Genomic DNA, 18,857 nt, shown 5'->3' with positions numbered 1-18,857 from the left:
GAGTGCACGGTCGGTTGCGGATCACGGGAGCGAGATCATGCAAGCGACGGGAGCCCTTGCTGCATCTTCGTCCGCGGCAAGCCCCTTGTTACATCTTCGGCAAAAGAACCTTGTCGATGACGTGGATGACGCCATTGGACTGTTCGACATCGGCGATCGTCACATTGGCGACATTGCCGTTCTCGTCGGTCACGGTGACCTTGCCGCCATCCGCCTTGAGCCACAGTTCGCAGCCGCCAACCGTCTTGACCTTATGGGTGCCGCCATCAGCCTTGGCCATCGCGGCCACATCCGCCCCCATCGCCTTGGCGCCGATGACATGGCAGGTCAGTATCTTGGTCAGCTTGTCCTTGTTCTCGGGCTTCAGCAATGTCTCGACCGTGCCGGCCGGAAGTGCTGCAAAGGCCTCGTTGGTCGGCGCGAACACGGTGAACGGACCGGCGCCCTGCAGCGTCTCGACCAGGCCGGCTGCCTTGACGGCGGCGACCAGCGTCGTGTGGTCCTTCGAATTGACGGCATTCTCGACGATGGTCTTGTTGGCATACATGGCGGCGCCGCCAACCATCGGGTTTTCGGCGTAGGCTGCGGTGGCAAGCGCGGAAACAGCGATCGTACCGGCAAGCAAAAGGGTGGCGAATTTACGCATGATGTCTGACTCCTCGGGTTTTCTCTTCCCATTTTTGGGGACGCGAGGAGATACGGAACACAAACGCATGAGTTTCAGAATATCGAGATTTTTTTGATTTTATTCGCCTGACGACGAGATTTCGGCGGGAGACGTTTTGCCGGCACACAAGCTTCCGACAACGCGCCAAGAAGCGGATAGACTTTCAGTCTGCGTTTGTGATGTTGGTGGCGCGGCGACGCTGGTCAGATGCTCTTCAGGTCGCCCGCCGCGACCACCGGTCCGGTCGGCTGGCCGGTCGGCGAACCGCCCGCCGGCTCGAGGCTGACGGCGAGCACCGCGCCCTGGGCAAGCTTCTGCTGGGCCGCCGGCGAGACGACGATATGCGCCGTCGAGCCGACGGGGATGACGCCCATCGAGACAGGCGGGTTCTTGCCCTCGATCATCCACAGTTCGAAGTCCTTGCCGGCGGCACGCTCGCCGGAGACGTGCGACAGGCCGACCTCGTGATGCGCGGCATCATAGATGGCAAGATATTTGACATCGCTGCCATCGGCGGTCAGCGAGGCGACGAGGCGCGCCTGCGGCTGTGCGACCGGCGGGTTGAGGTAGGGCACGGCAATGTAGATCGCCAGCGCGGCGACCGCGGCCGCCGCGAGGCCACGCCAGAAGGCGAGGCTGGACCACAGCCCGGCGCGCGCTTCAGCGGGCGCGGGCGCGGTTGACGCGAACAGCCGGCGATCGAGCGCGGTCTTGACGGAAGCCGGCGGCTCGATTTCCGGGTATGCGGCGGCCATGGGCGAAAGGCGGACTTCCCAGCCGTCGACAAGCCGCGCGAAATCCGTGTCCGCGTCGATGCGTCGGGAAACGATCTGCCGCTCGTCCGCCGACAGCACGCCGAGAACGTATTCGGCGGCGAGCAGGTCGTCGCCTCCGCGTTCCGGTCCATTGTCTTCCGCGAGCGTCATCTTTCCAGACATTCTCTGAGTTTCAGCAGGCTGCGGCGCAGCCAGGTACGCATCGTGTTCAACGGCACGCCATGGCGCTCCGCCAGTTCGGCATAGCTTTCGCCCTTGAGATAGGCGCCCCGGACGGCCGCTGCCCGCTCCTTTTCCAGCTCATCGAGACAATGATGGATGCGTTCGGATTCGCCGCCCGCCACCACCAGCGCCTCCGGCCCTGGCGCCGGATCGGCCACGTCGAGCGCGGCATCGATATCGGCGGCAGGCTTGCGCCGCGCTCTTATGCGATCGATCGCATGGTTGCGCGCGATCGCCACCAGCCAGGAGATCGGGCTCAGGTCGGAGACGGCAAAACGGTCCGCCTTCGTCCATATCTTGACGAAGACCTCCTGCAGCGCGTCCTCGGCATCTCCCCGGTCATTCAATACACGAAGGCAGACGCCGAAAAGTTTCGCGCTGGTCTGCCGGTAGAGCAGATCGAACGCGGCCCGATCCTTCATCGAAGTCCGGACGATCAGCTTGGTGATGTCCTGCGGCGTCATGCAGGCAAATTAGGGGATCGCAATGTATTTGCAACGGCGGAAATCGCCTTGTGCACGCCAAACCTTGCGGCGTTTGCCCGCCGGGATCGGTCCATCGATTGCCAACCGAATCACGACTGGCTAGCTTGCCGGCTGTGACGGGGGGAGCGCGCATGTCGATCGGGCACACACTGTGGGCGCAGGACGCAACCGGCCTTGCCGGCCTGGTCCGCAAGGGCGAGGTCTCGCCGATCGAACTGGCCGAAGCGGCGATCGCACGCGCCGAGGCCACCCGTCCCGACATCAATGCCACGGCCGAGCCGCTCTATGAGGCCGCGCGGGCGCGGGCGAAGACCATCGACCGCTCGCTGCCGCTGGCCGGCGTTCCCTTCGCCATCAAGGACCTCGGCATCGCCATCAAGGGTGTACCGACACATGGCGGCAGCCGTATTCCGGCATGGCTGGCCGATGTCAATTCGGTGCTGACCGACCGTTATCTTGCCGCTGGGCTCGTTCCGATCGTCACCTCGACATCGCCGGAGCACGGGCTGCGGCTGATGACCGAATCCAAAGCCTTCGGCATCACCCGCAATCCGTGGAACACCGGTCACACCAGCGGCGGCTCCTCGGGCGGCGCGGCGGCACTGGTCGCCGCCGGCGTCGTGCCGGTGGCGCATGCCTCGGATGGCGGCGGCTCGATCCGCGTGCCTTCCGCCTGCACCGGGCTTGTCGGCCTGAAGACGTCGCGCGGCCGTATACCGCTGACGCCATTGGTGAGCGAAAGCTGGTACGGCATGGTGGTCGACCATGCCGTCACCCGCTCGGTGCGCGATTCGGCGTTGTTGCTCGATCTCACCCATGGGCCCGACCCGCTGTCGCCCTACGCGGCGCCGCCGCCGAAAGGCACATTCACTGCCGCCGCCGCCCGCGATCCCGGCAAGCTCAAGCTGGCCGTGTACCGAAAATCGCCGCTCGGCCTGCCGGTTTCGCTGGAGACGTTGAAGGCGCTGGACACGGCGGTGGCGCTAGCCCGCGAGGGCGGCCATGCGGTCGAGGAAATCGACCTGCCCTTCATCGGGCGCGATTTCATCGCCGACTTCTGCAGGACGGTTGCCTCGGCCGTCGCCGGCACGATGCGGGCCGAAGCGCTGCGCGTCGGCCGTTCGGTTGCCGGCGACATCGAACGCGCCACGCGGGTGCTCGGCCGCTTGGGCGAAATGGTCTCGGCCGGCGAGACCTATGCCGGCCTGCAGCGGCTGCATGCCACCTCGCGGCGGCTGATCGAGGAGACCGCGCGGTATGATGCCGTGCTGATGCCGATCATTGCCCACCCTCCGCTCGCCTGCGGCGCCATGGATCCGAAAGGCGCCGATGAGCTCATCGAAAACCTGCTCGACAAGCTGCACCTCACGTCCTTGTTGAAGTTGAAGCCGTTGTTCGGCCAGCTGATGGACAAGAGCCTTTGGTTCACCCATTGGCCGGCGATCCAGAATGTCAGCGGCCAGCCGTCGATCGCGCTGCCCGTCCATGTCACCGACGCCGGCCTGCCGCTTGGCATCCAGGCGGCGGGCCGTCCGGGTGACGAGGAGACGCTGCTGTCGCTTGCCGCGCAGATGGAGAAGATCTCGGGTTGGCTGGGCCGCAGGGCGCCGCTGATGGTGCCATGATGATGACGACGTCGTGAGGCGCTCGAATATGACAGCAATGCCATTTGCGGGCCGCCGCAATTCCCGCTAAGACGCCGCCGTTCTTTCCAAGTGCATGTCGCCCAAAAGTGCTTGGCGGTTTTGGGACAACGACAGGCATAACCAGGTGCATGTCGCCCAAAAGTGCCTAGCGGTTTTGGGACAACGGCATGCATAAAACCAGAAGCCGGGAACCACGCCGATGACGGAGATAACCGCCACCGCCGAAATGCAGGCCGCCCTGCTTTCGCGGGCGCTGCCCTACATGCAGCGCTACGAGAACAAGACGGTCGTGGTGAAATATGGCGGCCACGCCATGGGCGATATCGAGCTCGGCAAGGCCTTCGCCCGCGACATCGCGCTGTTGAAGCAGTCCGGCGTCAATCCGATCGTCGTCCATGGCGGCGGCCCGCAGATCGGCGCCATGCTGGCCAAGATGGGCATCGAATCCAAGTTCGAGGGCGGCCTGCGCGTCACCGACCAGAAGACGGTGGAGATCGTCGAGATGGTGCTGGCCGGCTCGATCAACAAGGAGATCGTGGCGCTGATCAACGCCGAGGGCGAATGGGCGATCGGCCTGTGCGGCAAGGACGGCAACATGGTGTTCGCCGAAAAGGCGCGCAAGACGATGATCGATCCGGATTCCAACATCGAGCGCGTGCTCGATCTCGGCTTCGTCGGCGAACCGGTCGAGGTCGACCGCACGCTGCTCGACCTTCTGGCGCGCTCCGAGATGATCCCGGTGCTGGCCCCGGTGGCGCCTGGACGCGACGGCCACACCTACAACATCAATGCCGACACCTTCGCCGGCGCCATTGCCGGCGCCTGCAAGGCGACGCGCCTGCTGTTCCTCACCGACGTGCCGGGCGTGCTCGACAAGAACAAGAAACTGATCGACGAACTGACCGTCGCCGAGGCCAAGGCGCTGATCAAGGACGGCACGGTGTCGGGCGGCATGATCCCCAAGGTCGAAACCTGTATCGAGGCGATCGAGCGCGGCGTCGAAGGCGTCGTCGTCCTCAACGGCAAGACGCCGCATGCGGTGCTGCTCGAACTGTTCACCGAGCATGGCGCCGGCACGCTGATCGTGCCCTAACGTGCATTGATATTCAGGTGATGCCGGCCTGCAAACGACGGCTTTCTCCGCTTCCAGTGCTCACGGACCCGAACGTCCGCTGCGCTCCGGTTCTCGAAAGCCACCGTTTTCGGCTCGGCCTGACCTGCATCTCAACACACCTTAACCGAGCGCAGTAACAGTCAGGGACTCGGCGAAATCGTGATCCCGGATGATGTCAGCTTTCGCGCCGGGCGTTGAACGGTCATCGATTCCTCCTCGGCGTCCTGCGGCGCGCCCCAGAATTCGGCAAGCGTCGGGCCGTCCTGCACCCGGCGGTCGCGGGCCAGGAAGCCCCAGACCTCGCGGAACCAGACGCGGCGGCCCATCTGCGTGTACCAGCGCATCGAGTGCCGCTGCTCGGGATCCTTGTGGAACAGGATGCGGGCCAGCGCCTTCGGCCGCGACTGCACCGCCAGCTCGATCAGCTTGACGCTGAAGAACAGCATCCACGGCTTCAGCCGGGTCATGTGCAACACCTGGTGTTTGTAGTCCCACAGCCGGGCATCCCTTTGGATCACCTTGCGGTCCCGCGCGATCCTGAAGAACGGTGTCCAGCGGTGTGGCGTCACATAAAGCGCCTGGATCTGGTCCGGGTCATAGGCGATCAGCTGGCGAAAGCCGCGCCACAGGTCACGAAAGCCTTCATCCTCGAAGCCGGCCACCCAGGTCGCCATCGACAGGATGCCGTGCAGGCGCAGCAGCCTTATCGCCTCGCGGTCGGATGAGGTGCTGCCGCCCTTGCGGATCAATTGAAGCGTCTGTTCGTCGGTGTTTTCCATGCCGAGCAGCCAGCGGATGATTCCGGCCTTGCGGTAGAGATGCAGGATGTCGGCGTCGCGCACGATGTCGTCGGCGCGGGTCGAGCCGACGATCAGCACGGGCACGTTTTCGGCGATCATCGCATCGAGAAAGGCTCGCCAGGCCTTCTTCGAAACCGTCCGATTCTCATCGGCGAGGTTGATCAGCTCGACGCCGTGTTCTCGGTGCAGCCAGGCGATCTCCTTGGCGAATTTCACCGGATCGCGATGCCGCCAGCGGGTCCAGAAGCCGCGCTGGCCGCAATAGTTGCACAGATGCGGACAGCCGCGCGAAAACTGCATGACCACGGCGCGCTTGCCGCCCCAATAGCTGTAGCGCCTGATGTCGATCAGCTCCCAGCCGACGCGGTAGGCGTCGAGTTCCGAAATGGTCGTTGCCGGCTGCGTCGCGAAGGGACGGTGCAGATCGTCGCGAAAGGCGATGCCGGCCACGCTCGCCGGCGACTGGTGCATCTCCAGCGCCTCGATCAGCGCCACGACGGTCGCCTCGCCCTCGCCACGCACGATGAAGTCGAAGACTTCCGTCGCCGTCAGGATGTCGCGCCAGTGATAGGTCGGGAAAACGCCGCCATAGATGATGATGGTCGCCGGCTCGCGCTCCTTGATCATGCGCGCGATGAGCAAGGCGGTCGGATGCGCCGAGGTCGAGCCGGAATGGCCGATCAGGACGAAGTCGGGACAGTCGTCGAGCGCGTTGCGCACCACCATGTCGAGGGGCATCGGCCCGAATTCGGCATCGACGAGCCGCGCCTCATGGCCTGCATCGATCAGCGGGCCGCCGAGCGCCAGGAGCCCGAGCGGCGGCAGGTGATCGTCCGGCACGCGGCTGCCGATGGCGGTGTGCGGCGGATTGATCAGGACGATTTTCATGGCGGACCTCCTGGGAAGTTGGTCCGCGCATGCTGGCCGGCGATGTGGACGCGCGCTTGGCCCGTTTCAGCAGTTTGCGTGCAGCTTTTCCGCAGGAATGCGGAGCACCGTCATCGCCTGAGATGGCCGAGCGGCACGTGGCCTGGTCCCTTGATGTTCTGCAGCACCAGTTGCGTGTGAACGTCGCGCACGCCGCCGAGCCGCATCAGCCGGTGCATGACGAAGGCGTTGAGCTCGTCGACCGACGGCACCATGACATGCAGCAGGAAGTCATGGTCGCCGGTCATCGTCCAGCACGAGGACACCTCGTCCATGCGCTGCACGGCGGCAATGAAGGTCTCGGGCGAGCCGTCGCTGTGGCTGACAAGGCGCACCTGGATGAACACTTCGACCATCAGGCCGACCGCCCGGCGGCTGATCACCGCGGCGAAGCCCTTGATGATGCCGGCATCCTGCAGCGCCTCGAAACGCCGCGCGCAGGGTGTCGTCGACAGGCCGATCTCTTGCGCCAGCTCGGAAACGGGCTTGCGTCCATCGCGTTGCAGCACATCGAGCATCTTGATCTCGAAATCATCGAATTGAGGCATTTTCACTCCGTGTGCACGTTAATTGAGTGAATGTTATCTCGAATATTCCGTTCGGGCCATCATCAAAACCGATTTGCCTCGGCAGATCCGGTTAGCCTCACGGCACCATTCGCCACTCATGATTTGCGAGGAGAAAAACCATGACGACGATGAGCGTTGCCGAATACGCCCGCGATTGCGCGGCTCAGGGCCTGCGCGGCGACTATTCTGTCTGCCGTGCCGATTTCACCGTGGCGCAGGGTTACGATTACAGCGCCGAGGAACAGGCGGTGTGGCGCACGCTGTGCGACCGCCAGACCAAACTGACGCGCAAACTCGCCCACCACTCCTATCTCGACGGTGTCGAGAAGCTCGGCCTTCTCGACCGCATCCCCGACTTCGACGAGGTCAGCGCCAGGCTGCGCGAGTTGACCGGCTGGGAGATCGTCGCCGTCCCGGGTCTCATTCCCGCGGCGCCCTTCTTCGACCATCTTGCCAACCGCCGCTTCCCGGTCACCAACTGGCTGCGGACCAGGCAGGAACTCGACTACATCGTCGAGCCGGACATGTTCCACGACTTCTTCGGCCACGTGCCGGTGCTGTCGCAGCCGGTGTTCGCCGACTTCATGCAGATGTATGGCAAGAAGGCCGGCGACATCATCGCGCTGGGCGGTGACGAGATGATCACCCGGCTCTACTGGTACACGGCCGAGTATGGCCTGATACAGGAGAGCGGCCAGCCGCTGAAGGCCTTCGGCGCCGGCCTGATGTCGTCCTTTACCGAGTTGCAGTTTGCCGTCGACGGCAAGGATGCCCATCACGTGCCATTCGACCTCGAAACCGTGATGCGCACCGGCTACGAGATTGACAAGTTCCAGCGTGCCTATTTCGTGCTGCCGTCCTTCGATGCGTTGCGCGATGCCTTCCGGACCGCCGATTTCGCGGCGATCGTCGCGCGCCGCAAGGGCCAGCCGGCGCTCGACCCGGCGACAGTCTAATGCATCTCGCCCAAAGACCTAAAGCGCGTCGCATGAAATCTGTTTCAATGCGACGCGCTTTGGACGCTTTGACCCCGACAGGCTATTGCATGACGGCGGGGTTCATCCACAAGAACTCCCAGACGTAGCCGTCGGGATCTTCGATGTGGCGGTTGTACATGAAACCGAGGTCCTGCGCGGGGTTGGGATCGGCCCGGCCGCCGGCCGCCACGCCCTTCTCGATGACGGCATTGACCTCGTCCTTGCTGTCGGCGGTGAGCGCGATCAGCATCTGGCTGTCACGCTTGGGGTCGCCGATCTGCCGCGCTGTGAACTGGCTGTAATGCTGGTGCGTCAGCAGCATGACCCCAATGGAGTCTGAGAACATGATCGAGCTGGCCTGGTCGTTCGAGAACTGCGGATTCAGCGTGCCGCCGATCGCGAGATAAAACTTGGTCGCTGCCTGCAGATCGTGCACCGGCAGATTTATAAAGATCATCTTGGTCATCGGTCTAAGCCTTGCCTTCGTTGACAGGTACTAGTCAGTCCAGTACCGTTTTCAGGGCTATCATGCAAGAACGGTACCGTCTAGTACTGGTTGGGAGGGCGCGATGAAAATCGACGGTGAGACCAGATCAGCACGCAAGGATCGCGAAATCATCCAGGCGGCCACGGCGGCGTTCGTCAGCAAGGGTTATGACGGGACCAGCATGGAGGAAATCGCCACCAGGGCGGGGGCTTCCAAGCAGACCGTCTACAAGCATTTCACGGACAAGGAGACGCTTTTCGGCGAAGTCGTTCTGGCAACCGCTACCCAGGCCAACGATATTATCGAGTCCGTGACGACGCTGCTTTCCGAGGCGAAATTCATGGAAGGTGGTCTGCAGCAGCTTGCCCGACGTTTGATAGCGGTTCTCATGGATGAAGAGTTGTTGAAGCTGCGGCGCTTAATTATCGCCAACGCGGATCGAATGCCGCAGCTTGGCCGCAGTTGGTACGAAAAGGGCTTCGAGCGCATGCTTGGCTCAATGGCTTCCTGCTTTCAAAAGCTCACCAGTCGAGGACTTATACAAACCAGTGACCCCTATCTGGCTGCCAGCCATTTTTTTGGAATGCTTCTTTGGATCCCCATGAATGAAGCTATGTTCACTGGAAGCAACCGGCGCTCCAAGGCCGAACTTGAACGGCACGCGGATGCCTCGGTGGAGGCGTTTCTTGTCGCCTATGGGGTCCAGCCGAAATAGTCCCGCTCTCTGCCGACGTTTGCGGTGAAGCCTGGAACATCGGCGCCCCTATCGCACAGGGGTGTCCGCTCCCTCGGCCTTCAGCCGGGCCGCCGCTGCCGCGCTGCTGCGCATCGCCGTCTACGGTTTTTGAGGCCATGCCGGTTTCTGCCGGTGCCGTCACTGGCGCCGGCAGGCATGACGTTGCGCTCAGACGGCGACCACCTTGCTCAGATGTTCGCCCAGCCGGCAGGCCAGCGCGGTTATCGTCGTCGTCGGGTTGGCTTGACCGGATGTGCAGAACACCGAGGAGCCGCCGATATAGAGATTGTCCATGCCGTGCACCTTGCAGTTGGCGTCCACCACACTCCTGGCAATGTCGGTGCCCATGCGCGTGCCACCCATGTGATGGTGCCCCGCCGTCTCCTCGTTGGTCGGATAGTCCTCGCCGTTGGCAATCCAGTCGATCAGGCGAACACGGCCGAGATCTTTCTCGATGAGTGTCGTGCCGAACAACTTCAGGCCTTCGACAAGCGTGCGGCGTTCCAGCTCCGATTTCTTCCAGTGCAGCTCGATGCGCGGCACGCCGGCATGGTCGACATCGGTCTTCGACAGTTCGATCTGGTTGGAGGCCAGCGGCGCCTGTTCCCAGGCGACATAAAGCTGGGCCGCGCAGCGCAGGTTCTGGCTGAGCTGATAGGCGACCCACTCGGCCATGTCGGGCGCCGTGCAGGCGAGGTCGGCGATCACGTGCTTGATCCCGGCATAGGGCGTCTCGATCAGCCTGATGCCGAAATTCATGATCTGCAGGCGTTCCATGGCGGCCAGCGTCGGCGAGAAGAAAGCCTCGTTGACGGCATCGACCTCGAACTCGCCATAGTCGGCCAGGATGGCATTGCCGCCCTCGAAGGTCGGGTGTTCCATCCAGTAGCGGCCAAGCGCCGTCGCATTCGGCACGACGCCACCGTTCGAGCGCTGGTTCGACCATAGAAGCAGCCGTGAGTTTTCCAGCCCGCCGGTGCAGACGATGAAATAGTCGGCACTGAACGAGCCGGCATCCTGTCCGTTCGACCACAGCCTGGCGCCTGTCACTCGCTTGCCGTCGCCGGCAAGCTCGGTGGCATAGGTGTTGAGCACGACCGCGATGTTCCTGCTCTTGTCGAGCTCGTCGGCGAATTTTTCGGCAAACCGCACCGCCGGGCTCTTGATCAGCTGCACCCAGCGAATGTCGTCCGAGATCGGCACATCGGGCCGGAAATCGGGAAGTTCGAGGATGTCGTGCACCTCCGGCAAATAGGGTTCGATGTCGGCGCGGCGGATCGGCCAGCCGGTATCGGGTGCCCAGGCCTTTGGCTCGAAATCCTGTTTGTCGAGGACGCGGCACCAGCCGGCCCAGTGGTTCGAGCTGCCGCCCATGAAGCGCAGCCGGGTGATGTCGAGATCGAAATAGAAATCCCCGACCGTGGTGCCGCGGTAGAAATCCTGTGACTCGTCGCTGAACTCCCTCGATCCAGCCTCCAGCACCACGACGGGAATGCCCGCGGCGCCAAGCTTGCGGGCAATTGTGGTGCCGGCCGGGCCGGAGCCGAGGATGCAGACCTTGGGCTTGAAGTTGGCGGCGCGAAACGCCTCATAGCTGTCGAAGATCATGCCAGGTCGCTCCGCTTCAGGATCCAGCCATTGACCTCGACGATTTCATTCGGGTCGGCGTGGGATGGATCGCTATCGGAAGCGTTGGCATCAGGCAGCTTGCGAAACAGCGACAGGGCAGGCAGTGCGATCAGCGCCTGCACGATGCTGCGGCGCGACATTTTCTTGAAGAAACTCATGACAGGTCTCTCGATGGGGGCCTCGACTGCGCATGGCATTCCCTGAACGGCACATGCGCTGAAGGAAAAGCCAATTTCGTGCCAAGCTTGCCCACAAGTCGGCGAAAAACCGGGTAAACGGTGCAACCGGATGCAAACAGGGTTAGAAATTCCTTAACGGGTCGGGTGTACCGCCTCGGCGGCCTGATCACGCCGCCGCGGAAATATCCGTGTCGAGGATCGTCAGATTGCGGCCCCCGTGCTTGGCCTGGTAAAGGCGCCGGTCGGCGGCACGCATCAGGTCCGACACGTTGGCTTCCTCGCCGCAGACGGTCCCGCCGATGCTGACAGTGAGCGGAATGGTTCGCTCGTCGATGGGCCGGAAACGGATCAGTTCGACTTCGCGGCGGATGCGCTCGGCGACGCGCTTGGCCTCCTGTTCAGTGGCGCCGACCAGGAAGGCGCCGAACTCCTCGCCGCCGATGCGGCCGAGCACATCGCCGCTGCGCACGCCGCGCTCGATCGCGCTGGCGATCAGAAGCAGCGCGTCATCGCCGGTCAGGTGGCCAAAGCTGTCGTTGATCCTCTTGAAATGGTCGGCGTCGATGATCAGCAACGCGCCGCGATCGGACTTGCGCCTGGAGCCGTCGAGTGCGGCAAAGAAACTCTCCCGGTTGAGCATGCCGGTCATGTCGTCGCGGCTCGCCTTTTCCTCCAGGCGGCGATGCGCGGCGGCGAGCTGGGCGTGCGCCCGGGCGAGATCGCGATGCGCGTTCTTCAGCCTGTCGCTCTGCCAGAATGTGCTGGCGCCGGCGATCCAGGCAATGACGAGCGGGCAAACCGTCGAGGTCAGCCAGATCGTCCGGTTGATGGGAAATCCCATTGCCGGAACGATGATCAGCGTCAGCAGGAGAGAGGCGGCGACGGAGGCAAACGCGATCACGGCGGACTTCAGAAATATACGACTCATCGCTTGCTCCCACAGGACTGTCTCTTTGCCAGCAAGCCCTGAAGGCCACCTTTCCGGGATGTCTAAAATTTGAATCGTGACGGCATTTTCTGCCCTCCCGACGCGCATAGGTTGTGGATAAAGTCGCTTTCAGAATGCCCGTTTCATGCCATAAGGATCGCATGACAACGCTCCCCGATCCCGCCCGCTTCGCCCACGTCACCGACTGGGTGTTCGACCTCGACAACACGCTCTATCCGCACCATTCCAATCTGTTCTCGCAGATCGACGTCAAGATGACCGCCTATGTCGGCGAGCTGCTGGCGCTGCCGCGCGACGAGGCGCGCAAGCTGCAAAAGGAGCTCTACCGCGAATACGGCACGACGCTGAACGGGCTGATGACGCGCCACGGCATCGACCCCGACGATTTCCTCGAGAAGGTGCATGACATCGACTATTCATGGCTGGTGCCAGATCCGGTTCTCGGCACCGCCATCCGCCAGCTTCCGGGCCGCAAGTTCATCTTCACCAATGGCGACCGCAAGCACGCCGAACGCACGGCGCGCCAGCTCGGCATCCTCGACCATTTCGACGATATCTTCGACATTGTCGCCGCCGGGCTCAATCCCAAGCCGGCGCGCCAGACCTACGAGAAGTTCGCCGAGCTCCACGCCGTCATCGGCCACAATGCGGTGATGTTCGAGGATCTTGCCCGCAACCTTTCGGTGCCTAAGTCGCTGGGCATGACCACGGTGCTCGTGGTGCCGCGCAATTTCGAGCCGACCTTTTCCGAAATCTGGGAGCGCGATCCTGCCCAGGAAGACGATGTCGATTTCGTCACCGACGATCTCGCCGGCTTCCTGACGGCGATCGTCGAGGTCACCGCCTGAGGTTTGTCGGTATTCAGGTGATGCCGGCCTGCAAACAGGGACTCCACCACGCTCTCACAGATTGTAGAAGCGGCTGATGATGCCCCAGGCCTCGTCGGCGGTGTCGACGAAATCGATGATGTCCTGGTCGCCAGGGCTGATCGTGCCCTGCTCGGCGAGGAAGTCGAGGTCGATCGCCCGTTTCCAGAAGGATTTGCCGAACAGGATCACCGGCACGCGCTCCATGCGACCGGTCTGGATAAGGGTCAGCGTCTCGAAGAACTCGTCCATCGTGCCGAAGCCGCCGGGAAACACCGCCACGGCCTTGGCGCGCATGACGAAATGCATCTTGCGGATGGCGAAATAGTGGAAGTTGAAGCAGAGCTCCGGCGTCACATAGGCGTTCGGCGCCTGCTCGTGCGGCAGCACGATGTTGAGGCCGATCGACGGCGCGCCGACATCGTCGGCGCCACGGTTGCCGGCTTCCATCACGCCGGGCCCGCCGCCGGTGACCACGACATACTCGCGGTAGTATGAAGCAGCCGACTGCTGCGAGCAGAGGCGGGCGAATTTGCGCGCCTCCTCGTAGTATTTGCTGTTTTCCTCGAGGTTCTTCTTCTGCGTCTCGTTCTTGGCCGCCCAGGCCGCGCCACCGGGTTCGGGCAGGCGCGCGCCGCCAAACAGGATCACCGTCGAACGGATACCGCGCTCGGCCAGGATCATTTCCGGTTTCAGGAGTTCGAGCTGCAGCCTGACCGCGCGCAGTTCGCGCCGCGTCATGAAGTCGGGGTCGTTCCACGCCAGCCGGTATGTCTCGGCCCGCGTCTGCGGCGTGTCCGGCACGCTTCTCGACCGCTCCAGATCCTCATCCGAATGCGGCAGCGGCGTCCATCCCGCCTTTTCCATAGGAGTCATAGTTGCGTTACCCGTCCAATTCTTCACTTGCGCCGTCCCATGACGCAGCCGCGATTGACCCTCACCAGGGCTTCACTTAAGCAGGTTCCGCAAAAGTGTCCTGCGGTTTTGCGACAAGAACCTGCTACAGGCAAAGACCCAGGCAGGCGAAGCATGCTCAGGGTCCGCGCGACTTTCAAAACAGGTTAAGGCGCAGGCCCTTAACAGCTTGGTAATGGAGCGAATTCATGTCGAACGCCGATCTGGCAAGCCTCGAAAAGACCATCGAGAAGGCCTTCGAGGAACGCGATGCCATTTCGACGGCGACCCGCGGCGAGGCGCGCGACGCCATCCAGACGGCGCTCGACCTGCTTGATCGCGGCGCCGCCCGCGTCGCCGAGCGGCAGGCCGACGGCAAGTGGCATGTCAACCAATGGCTGAAGAAGGCCGTGCTGCTGTCTTTCCGGCTCAACCCGATGGAGATCATCAAGGGCGGCCCCGGCCAGGCCGTGTGGTGGGACAAGGTGCCGTCGAAATTCGACGGCTGGAGCGCCGTCGACTTCGAGAAGGCAGGCTTCCGCGCCGTGCCGTCGTCCATCGTGCGCCGTTCCGCCTATGTCGCGCCGGGTGCCGTGCTGATGCCGTCCTTCGTCAATGTCGGCGCCTATGTCGATTCAGGCACCATGGTCGACACCTGGGCGTCGGTCGGCTCCTGCGCGCAGATCGGCAAGAACGTCCATCTGTCGGGAGGCGTCGGCATCGGCGGCGTGCTGGAGCCGATGCAGGCCGGCCCGACCATCATCGAGGACAACTGCTTCATCGGCGCGCGCTCCGAAGTGGTCGAGGGCTGCATCGTGCGTGAAGGCTCGGTGCTTGGCATGGGCGTCTTCATCGGCCAGTCGACCAAGATCGTCGACCGCGCCACCGGCGAGGTCTTCTATGGCGAGGTGCCGGCCAATTCCGTCGTCGTCGCCGGCTCGCTGCCGGGCAAGCCCTTGCCCAATGGTGAGCCTGGCCCCAGCCTCTACTGCGCCGTCATCGTCAAGCGGGTCGACGCCAGGACCCGCTCCAAGACCTCGATCAACGAATTGCTGCGCGATTGATCTTTGCGGAAAGCGAGTGCACCTTCCGCCAGCGCGACAATCGGTCGCGCTGGTTCAACATGGAGGGGTGACATGGACTGGAAATATCTGCTGACGAGTTTTGACGGCCGCATCAATCGAGCCAAGTTCTGGGCCGGCATCGGCGTATTCATCGTTATCGGCATTGTTGCCTTCATTCTCGACGCGATCCTCGGCACGCGTTTCACCACCGCCAGTGGCGGCCAGGTCGGCATCATCGGCATCCTCTTCGCGCTAGCGTCGATCTATTTCGCGATTGCTCTCTACGCCAAACGCTGGCACGACCGGAACAAGTCGGGCTGGTGGACGCTGATCGGCCTCGTACCCGTCATCGGCGGCATCTGGCTGCTGGTCGAACTGGGCATCCTCGAAGGCACCAGGGGTGCCAATCAATATGGACCGGACCCGCTTGCCTGAAAGATCGGACCTTACCTGGCTTTTCTTCAAAACCTCGGGCCGCGTCAGCCGCGCGGCCTATTTTCTTGGCGGGTTGCTGGTCGCCATCATCCAGGCCTTTCCGCTCTACCGCTTCACGCTGGTGCCGGAAGGCTCGGCGGAGAGCAACATGTGGTCGTTCATCTTCTTCGTCGCCTTCATCGCCTCGCTATGGTCGAACATCGCGCTGGCGGTGAAGCGGCTGCACGACCTCGACAAGCCGGGCATTGCCGCGCTGATCCTGTTCGTGCCGGTCGTCTCGATCGTCGCCTTCCTTGTGTTGTGCCTGTTTCCAGGGCAGCCTGGGCCCAACCGCTATGGCCGGCGCACCAACGAGCCGGCCCAGTCATGAGGGCCGGTCGGATATCTCGCCATGCGCTACCGCACCCTTGATCCGAAACTGATCGTCGAAACCGCCGAACGGCTGGAGGGTCGGATCGCCGACCGTTTCCCCGAAGCCGGACTGCGCGGCGTCGCCGCCGAGCTGGTGTCGCTGTCGCGCGATCTGGCCAAGGCGGCGAAGGCGCTCGAAGCGCCGATCTGGTGGCTGCGCGGGCTCATCATCGCCGCGGTTGTCGCGGGTGCGCTGATCTTTCTGTTTGTCGGCACCATCCTGCCGCTCATTCGCATTTCCCAGGCCGATGATGCGGTGCAGTCGGTGCAAGGCATCGAGGCCACGATCAACATGATCATCCTCGCCGTGCTCGGTTTCCTGGCGTTGATCCGCGCTGAGGAGCGTATCAAGCGCAAGCGGGTGTTTCGCCAGCTGCACGGTCTCAGATCGCTGATCCACGTCATCGACATGCACCAGCTGACCAAGGATCCGGCGGCGCTGTCGGCCAATTTCAAGCCGACTTCGCACTCGCCGGCCCGCATCACCAACGCCGCCGACCTCGCGCGCTACCTCGACTACTGCTCCGAAATGCTGTCGATCACCGGCAAGATCGCGGCGCTGTTCGCGCAATCGGTCAATGACGACGTGGTCATTGACGGCGTCAACGACATCGAGAACCTGGCGTCCAACCTGTCGCGCAAGATCTGGCAGAAGATCACGCTGATCGACGGTCGTACGGCCGCACGTTGACCTGTTCCGGCGTCAGGCCGGGTGATCCTCGGTTTTCCTGTTCGGCGGTGCGCACCAGCGCCGCGACCCGTTTTGTCAAAGGCGCCGATGTGCCCGCCTTTTCAGCCAGCCGCAGGATCGCGCCCTGCAGGTCGTCGATCTCCGTCGGGCGGCCGCGTTGCAGATCGTCCCACATCGACGAGCGCGCCTCGGGGGCGATGGCAAGCATGCGTCGCGCCAGCAGCCTGAACAGCCAGTCCGGCAGCCGGAGCACCTTCGGCAGCAATGCTGGCCGCAGGCCGGCGATCCGCGCCGGCGCGATGCCCGACGCGTTCATTGCCTGGAGCGCCTCGTCGATCTGGCCGGCCAGGATCAGGCGCCAGCGACGATCGGCGAGTTCCCTCGCCAGTGGCAGGCCCGACAGCGCGGCCAGCGCGTTGTTCAAATTCATCAGCAGCTTGCCCCAAAGCACGGCCCGCATGTCGCCATGGGCTTCGACCGCCAGCCCTTCGACGCCGAGGAGGCTGATCAGGCCGGCGCCGCCGTCTTCGAGCATCACCTTGCCGTCGCTGGCGCGGTGCACGCGCAGCGGCAATTCGCCGTCCGGCGACTGCACGACATTGAAGGGCACCATGCCGGCCAGCACCATTGGCCCGTCAAGCCCGCCACGCAGCCTGTCGGCATTGTCGACCCCGTTCTGCAGGCTGACCACGATAGCATCAGGACGGGCATGGGCCTTGATGAGGGCGGCCATGTCCGTGGTCGCACCGCTCTTGACCGTGACCAGGATCACATCCGCCTTCGGCAAGGCGACGGCCGGATCGGTGGTAACGACAAGTGCGTCCGGCTTGATCCAGCGGTCATGGCCATCGAGGTCGCTGACCCGCAATCCGCCTTGCCGCAATGCCGCCTCGACGCGCGGCCGGGCCAGCAGAATCATCCGGCGTCCAGCGAGCGCCAGGCAGCCGCCGGCATAGCAGCCAATGCTGCCGGCGCCGGCAATGACGATTGTCTTGTCCCCTTCTGCCATCCTGTCGCTCCCCCGGAGCCCACAATTATACGACATGAAAACCATAATGTCGGCGGTATCGCCGGCCATTGGGCTGGCCCCTATGTCTGGCCGTGACAGGCCTTCCGCTTTCGACTATCGCTTTTGTCATGACGCTGCCGACCGATCCCGCCGAAAACCTCGCCGCCCTTATCCGTTGTGCCTCGGTGACGCCTGCTGAGGGCGGCGCGCTGACCGCGCTGGAAACCATGCTGAAACCGCTCGGTTTCCTGGTCGATCGGCCGGTGTTTTCCGAAGGTGGCACGCCCGATATCGAGAACCTCTATGCGCGGCGTTCCGGCAACGGCCCGCATCTGATGTTCGCCGGCCATACCGACGTGGTGCCGGTCGGCGACGAAGCCGCCTGGACGCATCCGCCTTTCGCCGCCGAAATCGCCAATGGCGAGATGTATGGCCGTGGCGCGGTCGACATGAAGGGCGGCATTGCCTGTTTCATCGCCGCCGTGGCGCGCCATGTCGAGACGAATGGCGGTCCGAAAGGTTCGGTCTCGCTGCTGATCACCGGCGACGAGGAAGGTCCGGCCATCAACGGCACGGTCAAGCTGCTCGAATGGGCGGCTTCCAAGGGCGAGAAGTGGGATGCCTCGATCGTCGGCGAGCCGACCAACCCGGATGCGCTTGGCGACATGATCAAGATCGGCCGGCGCGGCTCCATGTCGGGCGCCATCACCGTCAATGGCCGCCAGGGCCATGCCGCCTATCCGCAGCTTGCCGACAATCCGGTGCGCGGACTGATGAGCCTTGTCGACGCCTTGCTGCATCCCGTCTTCGACAAGGGAACGAAGGATTTCCAGCCGACCAACCTGGAAGTCACCTCCATCGATGTCGGCAACCCGGCCACCAATGTCATCCCAGCGAAAGCGACCGCCACCTTCAACATCCGCTTCAACGACACCTGGACGGCCGAGACGGTCCAGGCGGAAATCCACAATCGCCTCGACCAGGCGGCCAGGCGCAAGAAGTACCGGGCCGGCAAGAAAACGCCCGTCGACTATGATCTCGTCTGGCGCGATGGGCCAAGCCATGTCTTTCTGACCCGCGACGACAGGCTGATCGAGACGCTGGGTGGTTCGGTCAAGGCGGTGGTCGGCAGGAAGCCGGCGCTGTCCACCTCCGGCGGCACCTCGGACGCGCGCTTCATCAAGGATTATTGCCCGGTGGTCGAGTTCGGCCTGGTCGGCAAGACCATGCACATGGTCGACGAGCGCGTCGCCATTGCCGATCTCGAAACGCTGACGCAAATCTACCAGCGTTTCATCGACGACTGGTTCGGACAGGGCTGAGC

General features: G+C 63.5%; 21 protein-coding genes. 10 read left to right on the top strand and 11 right to left on the bottom strand.

All coding sequences use genetic code 11. The annotated features are described in order from the left end of the window. Window positions 1-88: 88 nt before the first annotated feature. The 3 genes from OOJ09_RS06270 to OOJ09_RS06260 all read right to left on the bottom strand — a co-directional run bounded on the left by OOJ09_RS06270 (window position 89) and on the right by OOJ09_RS06260 (window position 2,129). Complete coding sequence (locus OOJ09_RS06270; protein WP_269904359.1) at window positions 89-646, bottom strand: fasciclin domain-containing protein; 558 nt, start codon at window positions 644-646, stop codon at window positions 89-91. A 224-nt stretch (window positions 647-870) separates the two neighbouring features. Beyond that, window positions 871-1,593 (bottom strand): anti-sigma factor, encoded by a 723-nt coding sequence (locus tag OOJ09_RS06265; protein WP_269904863.1) that lies wholly within the window; start codon window positions 1,591-1,593, stop codon window positions 871-873. After that, window positions 1,590-2,129 carry a sigma-70 family RNA polymerase sigma factor gene (locus tag OOJ09_RS06260; protein ID WP_269904358.1) on the bottom strand — a complete coding sequence of 180 codons (540 nt, stop codon included), beginning with the start codon at window positions 2,127-2,129 and terminating at the stop codon, window positions 1,590-1,592. The genes OOJ09_RS06265 and OOJ09_RS06260 overlap by 4 nt, the downstream gene beginning before the upstream one ends. A gap of 152 nt (window positions 2,130-2,281) precedes the next feature. Between OOJ09_RS06260 and OOJ09_RS06255 the strand changes: the two genes are divergently transcribed. Then, the gene (locus tag OOJ09_RS06255) at window positions 2,282-3,775 is read left to right on the top strand and encodes an amidase (RefSeq protein WP_269904357.1); all 1,494 of its coding nucleotides are present in this window, start codon (window positions 2,282-2,284) and stop codon (window positions 3,773-3,775) included. 220 nt (window positions 3,776-3,995) lie between these two features. After that, a complete protein-coding gene (argB, locus tag OOJ09_RS06250) occupies window positions 3,996-4,889 on the top strand; it encodes an acetylglutamate kinase (protein WP_269904356.1) in 894 nt (297 codons plus the stop codon). 161 nt (window positions 4,890-5,050) lie between these two features. On the opposite strand, the gene bchE is transcribed toward argB, so the two are convergent. Beyond that, window positions 5,051-6,598 carry a magnesium-protoporphyrin IX monomethyl ester anaerobic oxidative cyclase gene (gene bchE / locus OOJ09_RS06245; RefSeq protein WP_269904355.1) on the bottom strand — a complete coding sequence of 516 codons (1,548 nt, stop codon included), beginning with the start codon at window positions 6,596-6,598 and terminating at the stop codon, window positions 5,051-5,053. 110 nt (window positions 6,599-6,708) lie between these two features. Continuing rightward, window positions 6,709-7,185: an Lrp/AsnC family transcriptional regulator gene (locus OOJ09_RS06240; RefSeq protein WP_269904354.1), complete on the bottom strand. Its 477-nt coding sequence runs from the start codon at window positions 7,183-7,185 to the stop codon at window positions 6,709-6,711. Window positions 7,186-7,325: 140 nt separating this feature from the next. Here OOJ09_RS06240 and phhA point away from each other — a divergent pair, with 140 nt between their 5' ends. Further along, a complete protein-coding gene (phhA, locus tag OOJ09_RS06235) occupies window positions 7,326-8,162 on the top strand; it encodes a phenylalanine 4-monooxygenase (protein WP_269904353.1) in 837 nt (278 codons plus the stop codon). 82 nt (window positions 8,163-8,244) lie between these two features. Here the strand turns inward: phhA and OOJ09_RS06230 are convergent, their stop codons facing one another. Further along, window positions 8,245-8,649: a VOC family protein gene (locus OOJ09_RS06230; RefSeq protein ID WP_269904352.1), complete on the bottom strand. Its 405-nt coding sequence runs from the start codon at window positions 8,647-8,649 to the stop codon at window positions 8,245-8,247. 103 nt (window positions 8,650-8,752) lie between these two features. On the opposite strand from OOJ09_RS06230, the gene OOJ09_RS06225 reads away from it, so the two are divergent. Then, on the top strand, window positions 8,753-9,385 hold the full coding sequence (locus OOJ09_RS06225; protein ID WP_269904351.1) for a TetR/AcrR family transcriptional regulator: 633 nt from the start codon (window positions 8,753-8,755) through the stop codon (window positions 9,383-9,385). A 189-nt stretch (window positions 9,386-9,574) separates the two neighbouring features. Here the strand turns inward: OOJ09_RS06225 and OOJ09_RS06220 are convergent, their stop codons facing one another. The 3 genes from OOJ09_RS06220 to OOJ09_RS06210 all read right to left on the bottom strand — a co-directional run bounded on the left by OOJ09_RS06220 (window position 9,575) and on the right by OOJ09_RS06210 (window position 12,142). After that, complete coding sequence (locus OOJ09_RS06220) at window positions 9,575-11,014, bottom strand: GMC oxidoreductase (RefSeq protein WP_269904350.1); 1,440 nt, start codon at window positions 11,012-11,014, stop codon at window positions 9,575-9,577. Beyond that, entirely contained in the window at window positions 11,011-11,193 is a 183-nt protein-coding gene (locus OOJ09_RS06215) for a hypothetical protein (RefSeq protein WP_256752417.1), read from the bottom strand. Before OOJ09_RS06215 ends, OOJ09_RS06220 begins: the two co-directional genes overlap by 4 nt. A gap of 187 nt (window positions 11,194-11,380) precedes the next feature. Continuing rightward, entirely contained in the window at window positions 11,381-12,142 is a 762-nt protein-coding gene (locus tag OOJ09_RS06210) for a GGDEF domain-containing protein (RefSeq protein WP_269904349.1), read from the bottom strand. Window positions 12,143-12,303: 161 nt separating this feature from the next. Here OOJ09_RS06210 and OOJ09_RS06205 point away from each other — a divergent pair, with 161 nt between their 5' ends. Beyond that, entirely contained in the window at window positions 12,304-13,011 is a 708-nt protein-coding gene (locus OOJ09_RS06205; protein WP_269904348.1) for a pyrimidine 5'-nucleotidase, read from the top strand. Window positions 13,012-13,065: 54 nt separating this feature from the next. Here OOJ09_RS06205 and OOJ09_RS06200 read toward each other — a convergent pair whose 3' ends face one another. Next, window positions 13,066-13,905: an LOG family protein gene (locus OOJ09_RS06200; RefSeq protein ID WP_256752420.1), complete on the bottom strand. Its 840-nt coding sequence runs from the start codon at window positions 13,903-13,905 to the stop codon at window positions 13,066-13,068. A gap of 227 nt (window positions 13,906-14,132) precedes the next feature. On the opposite strand from OOJ09_RS06200, the gene dapD reads away from it, so the two are divergent. The 4 genes from dapD to OOJ09_RS06180 all read left to right on the top strand — a co-directional run bounded on the left by dapD (window position 14,133) and on the right by OOJ09_RS06180 (window position 16,524). Further along, the gene (gene dapD / locus OOJ09_RS06195; RefSeq protein ID WP_269904347.1) at window positions 14,133-14,987 is read left to right on the top strand and encodes a 2,3,4,5-tetrahydropyridine-2,6-dicarboxylate N-succinyltransferase; all 855 of its coding nucleotides are present in this window, start codon (window positions 14,133-14,135) and stop codon (window positions 14,985-14,987) included. 72 nt (window positions 14,988-15,059) lie between these two features. Further along, window positions 15,060-15,422, top strand: a complete 363-nt coding sequence (locus tag OOJ09_RS06190; protein WP_269904346.1) for a DUF805 domain-containing protein — start codon at window positions 15,060-15,062, stop codon at window positions 15,420-15,422. Beyond that, the gene (locus OOJ09_RS06185; protein WP_269904345.1) at window positions 15,415-15,792 is read left to right on the top strand and encodes a DUF805 domain-containing protein; all 378 of its coding nucleotides are present in this window, start codon (window positions 15,415-15,417) and stop codon (window positions 15,790-15,792) included. The genes OOJ09_RS06190 and OOJ09_RS06185 overlap by 8 nt, the downstream gene beginning before the upstream one ends. A gap of 21 nt (window positions 15,793-15,813) precedes the next feature. Continuing rightward, complete coding sequence (locus OOJ09_RS06180; protein ID WP_269904344.1) at window positions 15,814-16,524, top strand: hypothetical protein; 711 nt, start codon at window positions 15,814-15,816, stop codon at window positions 16,522-16,524. Here OOJ09_RS06180 and OOJ09_RS06175 read toward each other — a convergent pair. Continuing rightward, window positions 16,490-17,533 carry a 2-dehydropantoate 2-reductase gene (locus tag OOJ09_RS06175; RefSeq protein ID WP_269904343.1) on the bottom strand — a complete coding sequence of 348 codons (1,044 nt, stop codon included), beginning with the start codon at window positions 17,531-17,533 and terminating at the stop codon, window positions 16,490-16,492. The two genes, OOJ09_RS06180 and OOJ09_RS06175, sit on opposite strands and share 35 nt — an antisense overlap. Before the next feature lie 128 nt (window positions 17,534-17,661). Here OOJ09_RS06175 and dapE point away from each other — a divergent pair, with 128 nt between their 5' ends. Next, window positions 17,662-18,855 carry a succinyl-diaminopimelate desuccinylase gene (gene dapE, locus OOJ09_RS06170; protein WP_269904342.1) on the top strand — a complete coding sequence of 398 codons (1,194 nt, stop codon included), beginning with the start codon at window positions 17,662-17,664 and terminating at the stop codon, window positions 18,853-18,855. Window positions 18,856-18,857: the final 2 nt, after the last annotated feature.

Origin of the sequence: Mesorhizobium qingshengii, from assembly GCF_027563465.1 — a bacterium.
Classification (GTDB): domain Bacteria; phylum Pseudomonadota; class Alphaproteobacteria; order Rhizobiales; family Rhizobiaceae; genus Mesorhizobium; species Mesorhizobium qingshengii_A.
This window is presented reverse-complemented; position numbering and strand designations above follow the sequence as displayed.

What these genes read in the sequence shown, in the direction of transcription:
- argB (WP_269904356.1), top strand. Translation starts at nt 3,996, where the DNA reads ATGACGGAGATAACCGCCACCGCCGAAATGCAGGCCGCCCTGCTTTCG.
- OOJ09_RS06175 (WP_269904343.1), bottom strand. Translation starts at nt 17,533, where the DNA reads ATGGCAGAAGGGGACAAGACAATCGTCATTGCCGGCGCCGGCAGCATT.
- OOJ09_RS06240 (WP_269904354.1), bottom strand. Translation starts at nt 7,185, where the DNA reads ATGCCTCAATTCGATGATTTCGAGATCAAGATGCTCGATGTGCTGCAA.
- OOJ09_RS06220 (WP_269904350.1), bottom strand. Translation starts at nt 11,014, where the DNA reads ATGATCTTCGACAGCTATGAGGCGTTTCGCGCCGCCAACTTCAAGCCC.
- OOJ09_RS06180 (WP_269904344.1), top strand. Translation starts at nt 15,814, where the DNA reads ATGCGCTACCGCACCCTTGATCCGAAACTGATCGTCGAAACCGCCGAA.
- OOJ09_RS06230 (WP_269904352.1), bottom strand. Translation starts at nt 8,649, where the DNA reads ATGACCAAGATGATCTTTATAAATCTGCCGGTGCACGATCTGCAGGCA.
- OOJ09_RS06260 (WP_269904358.1), bottom strand. Translation starts at nt 2,129, where the DNA reads ATGACGCCGCAGGACATCACCAAGCTGATCGTCCGGACTTCGATGAAG.
- OOJ09_RS06265 (WP_269904863.1), bottom strand. Translation starts at nt 1,593, where the DNA reads ATGACGCTCGCGGAAGACAATGGACCGGAACGCGGAGGCGACGACCTG.
- OOJ09_RS06200 (WP_256752420.1), bottom strand. Translation starts at nt 13,905, where the DNA reads ATGACTCCTATGGAAAAGGCGGGATGGACGCCGCTGCCGCATTCGGAT.
- OOJ09_RS06225 (WP_269904351.1), top strand. Translation starts at nt 8,753, where the DNA reads ATGAAAATCGACGGTGAGACCAGATCAGCACGCAAGGATCGCGAAATC.
- OOJ09_RS06190 (WP_269904346.1), top strand. Translation starts at nt 15,060, where the DNA reads ATGGACTGGAAATATCTGCTGACGAGTTTTGACGGCCGCATCAATCGA.
- dapE (WP_269904342.1), top strand. Translation starts at nt 17,662, where the DNA reads ATGACGCTGCCGACCGATCCCGCCGAAAACCTCGCCGCCCTTATCCGT.
- dapD (WP_269904347.1), top strand. Translation starts at nt 14,133, where the DNA reads ATGTCGAACGCCGATCTGGCAAGCCTCGAAAAGACCATCGAGAAGGCC.
- bchE (WP_269904355.1), bottom strand. Translation starts at nt 6,598, where the DNA reads ATGAAAATCGTCCTGATCAATCCGCCGCACACCGCCATCGGCAGCCGC.
- OOJ09_RS06270 (WP_269904359.1), bottom strand. Translation starts at nt 646, where the DNA reads ATGCGTAAATTCGCCACCCTTTTGCTTGCCGGTACGATCGCTGTTTCC.
- phhA (WP_269904353.1), top strand. Translation starts at nt 7,326, where the DNA reads ATGACGACGATGAGCGTTGCCGAATACGCCCGCGATTGCGCGGCTCAG.
- OOJ09_RS06215 (WP_256752417.1), bottom strand. Translation starts at nt 11,193, where the DNA reads ATGAGTTTCTTCAAGAAAATGTCGCGCCGCAGCATCGTGCAGGCGCTG.
- OOJ09_RS06255 (WP_269904357.1), top strand. Translation starts at nt 2,282, where the DNA reads ATGTCGATCGGGCACACACTGTGGGCGCAGGACGCAACCGGCCTTGCC.
- OOJ09_RS06210 (WP_269904349.1), bottom strand. Translation starts at nt 12,142, where the DNA reads ATGAGTCGTATATTTCTGAAGTCCGCCGTGATCGCGTTTGCCTCCGTC.
- OOJ09_RS06205 (WP_269904348.1), top strand. Translation starts at nt 12,304, where the DNA reads ATGACAACGCTCCCCGATCCCGCCCGCTTCGCCCACGTCACCGACTGG.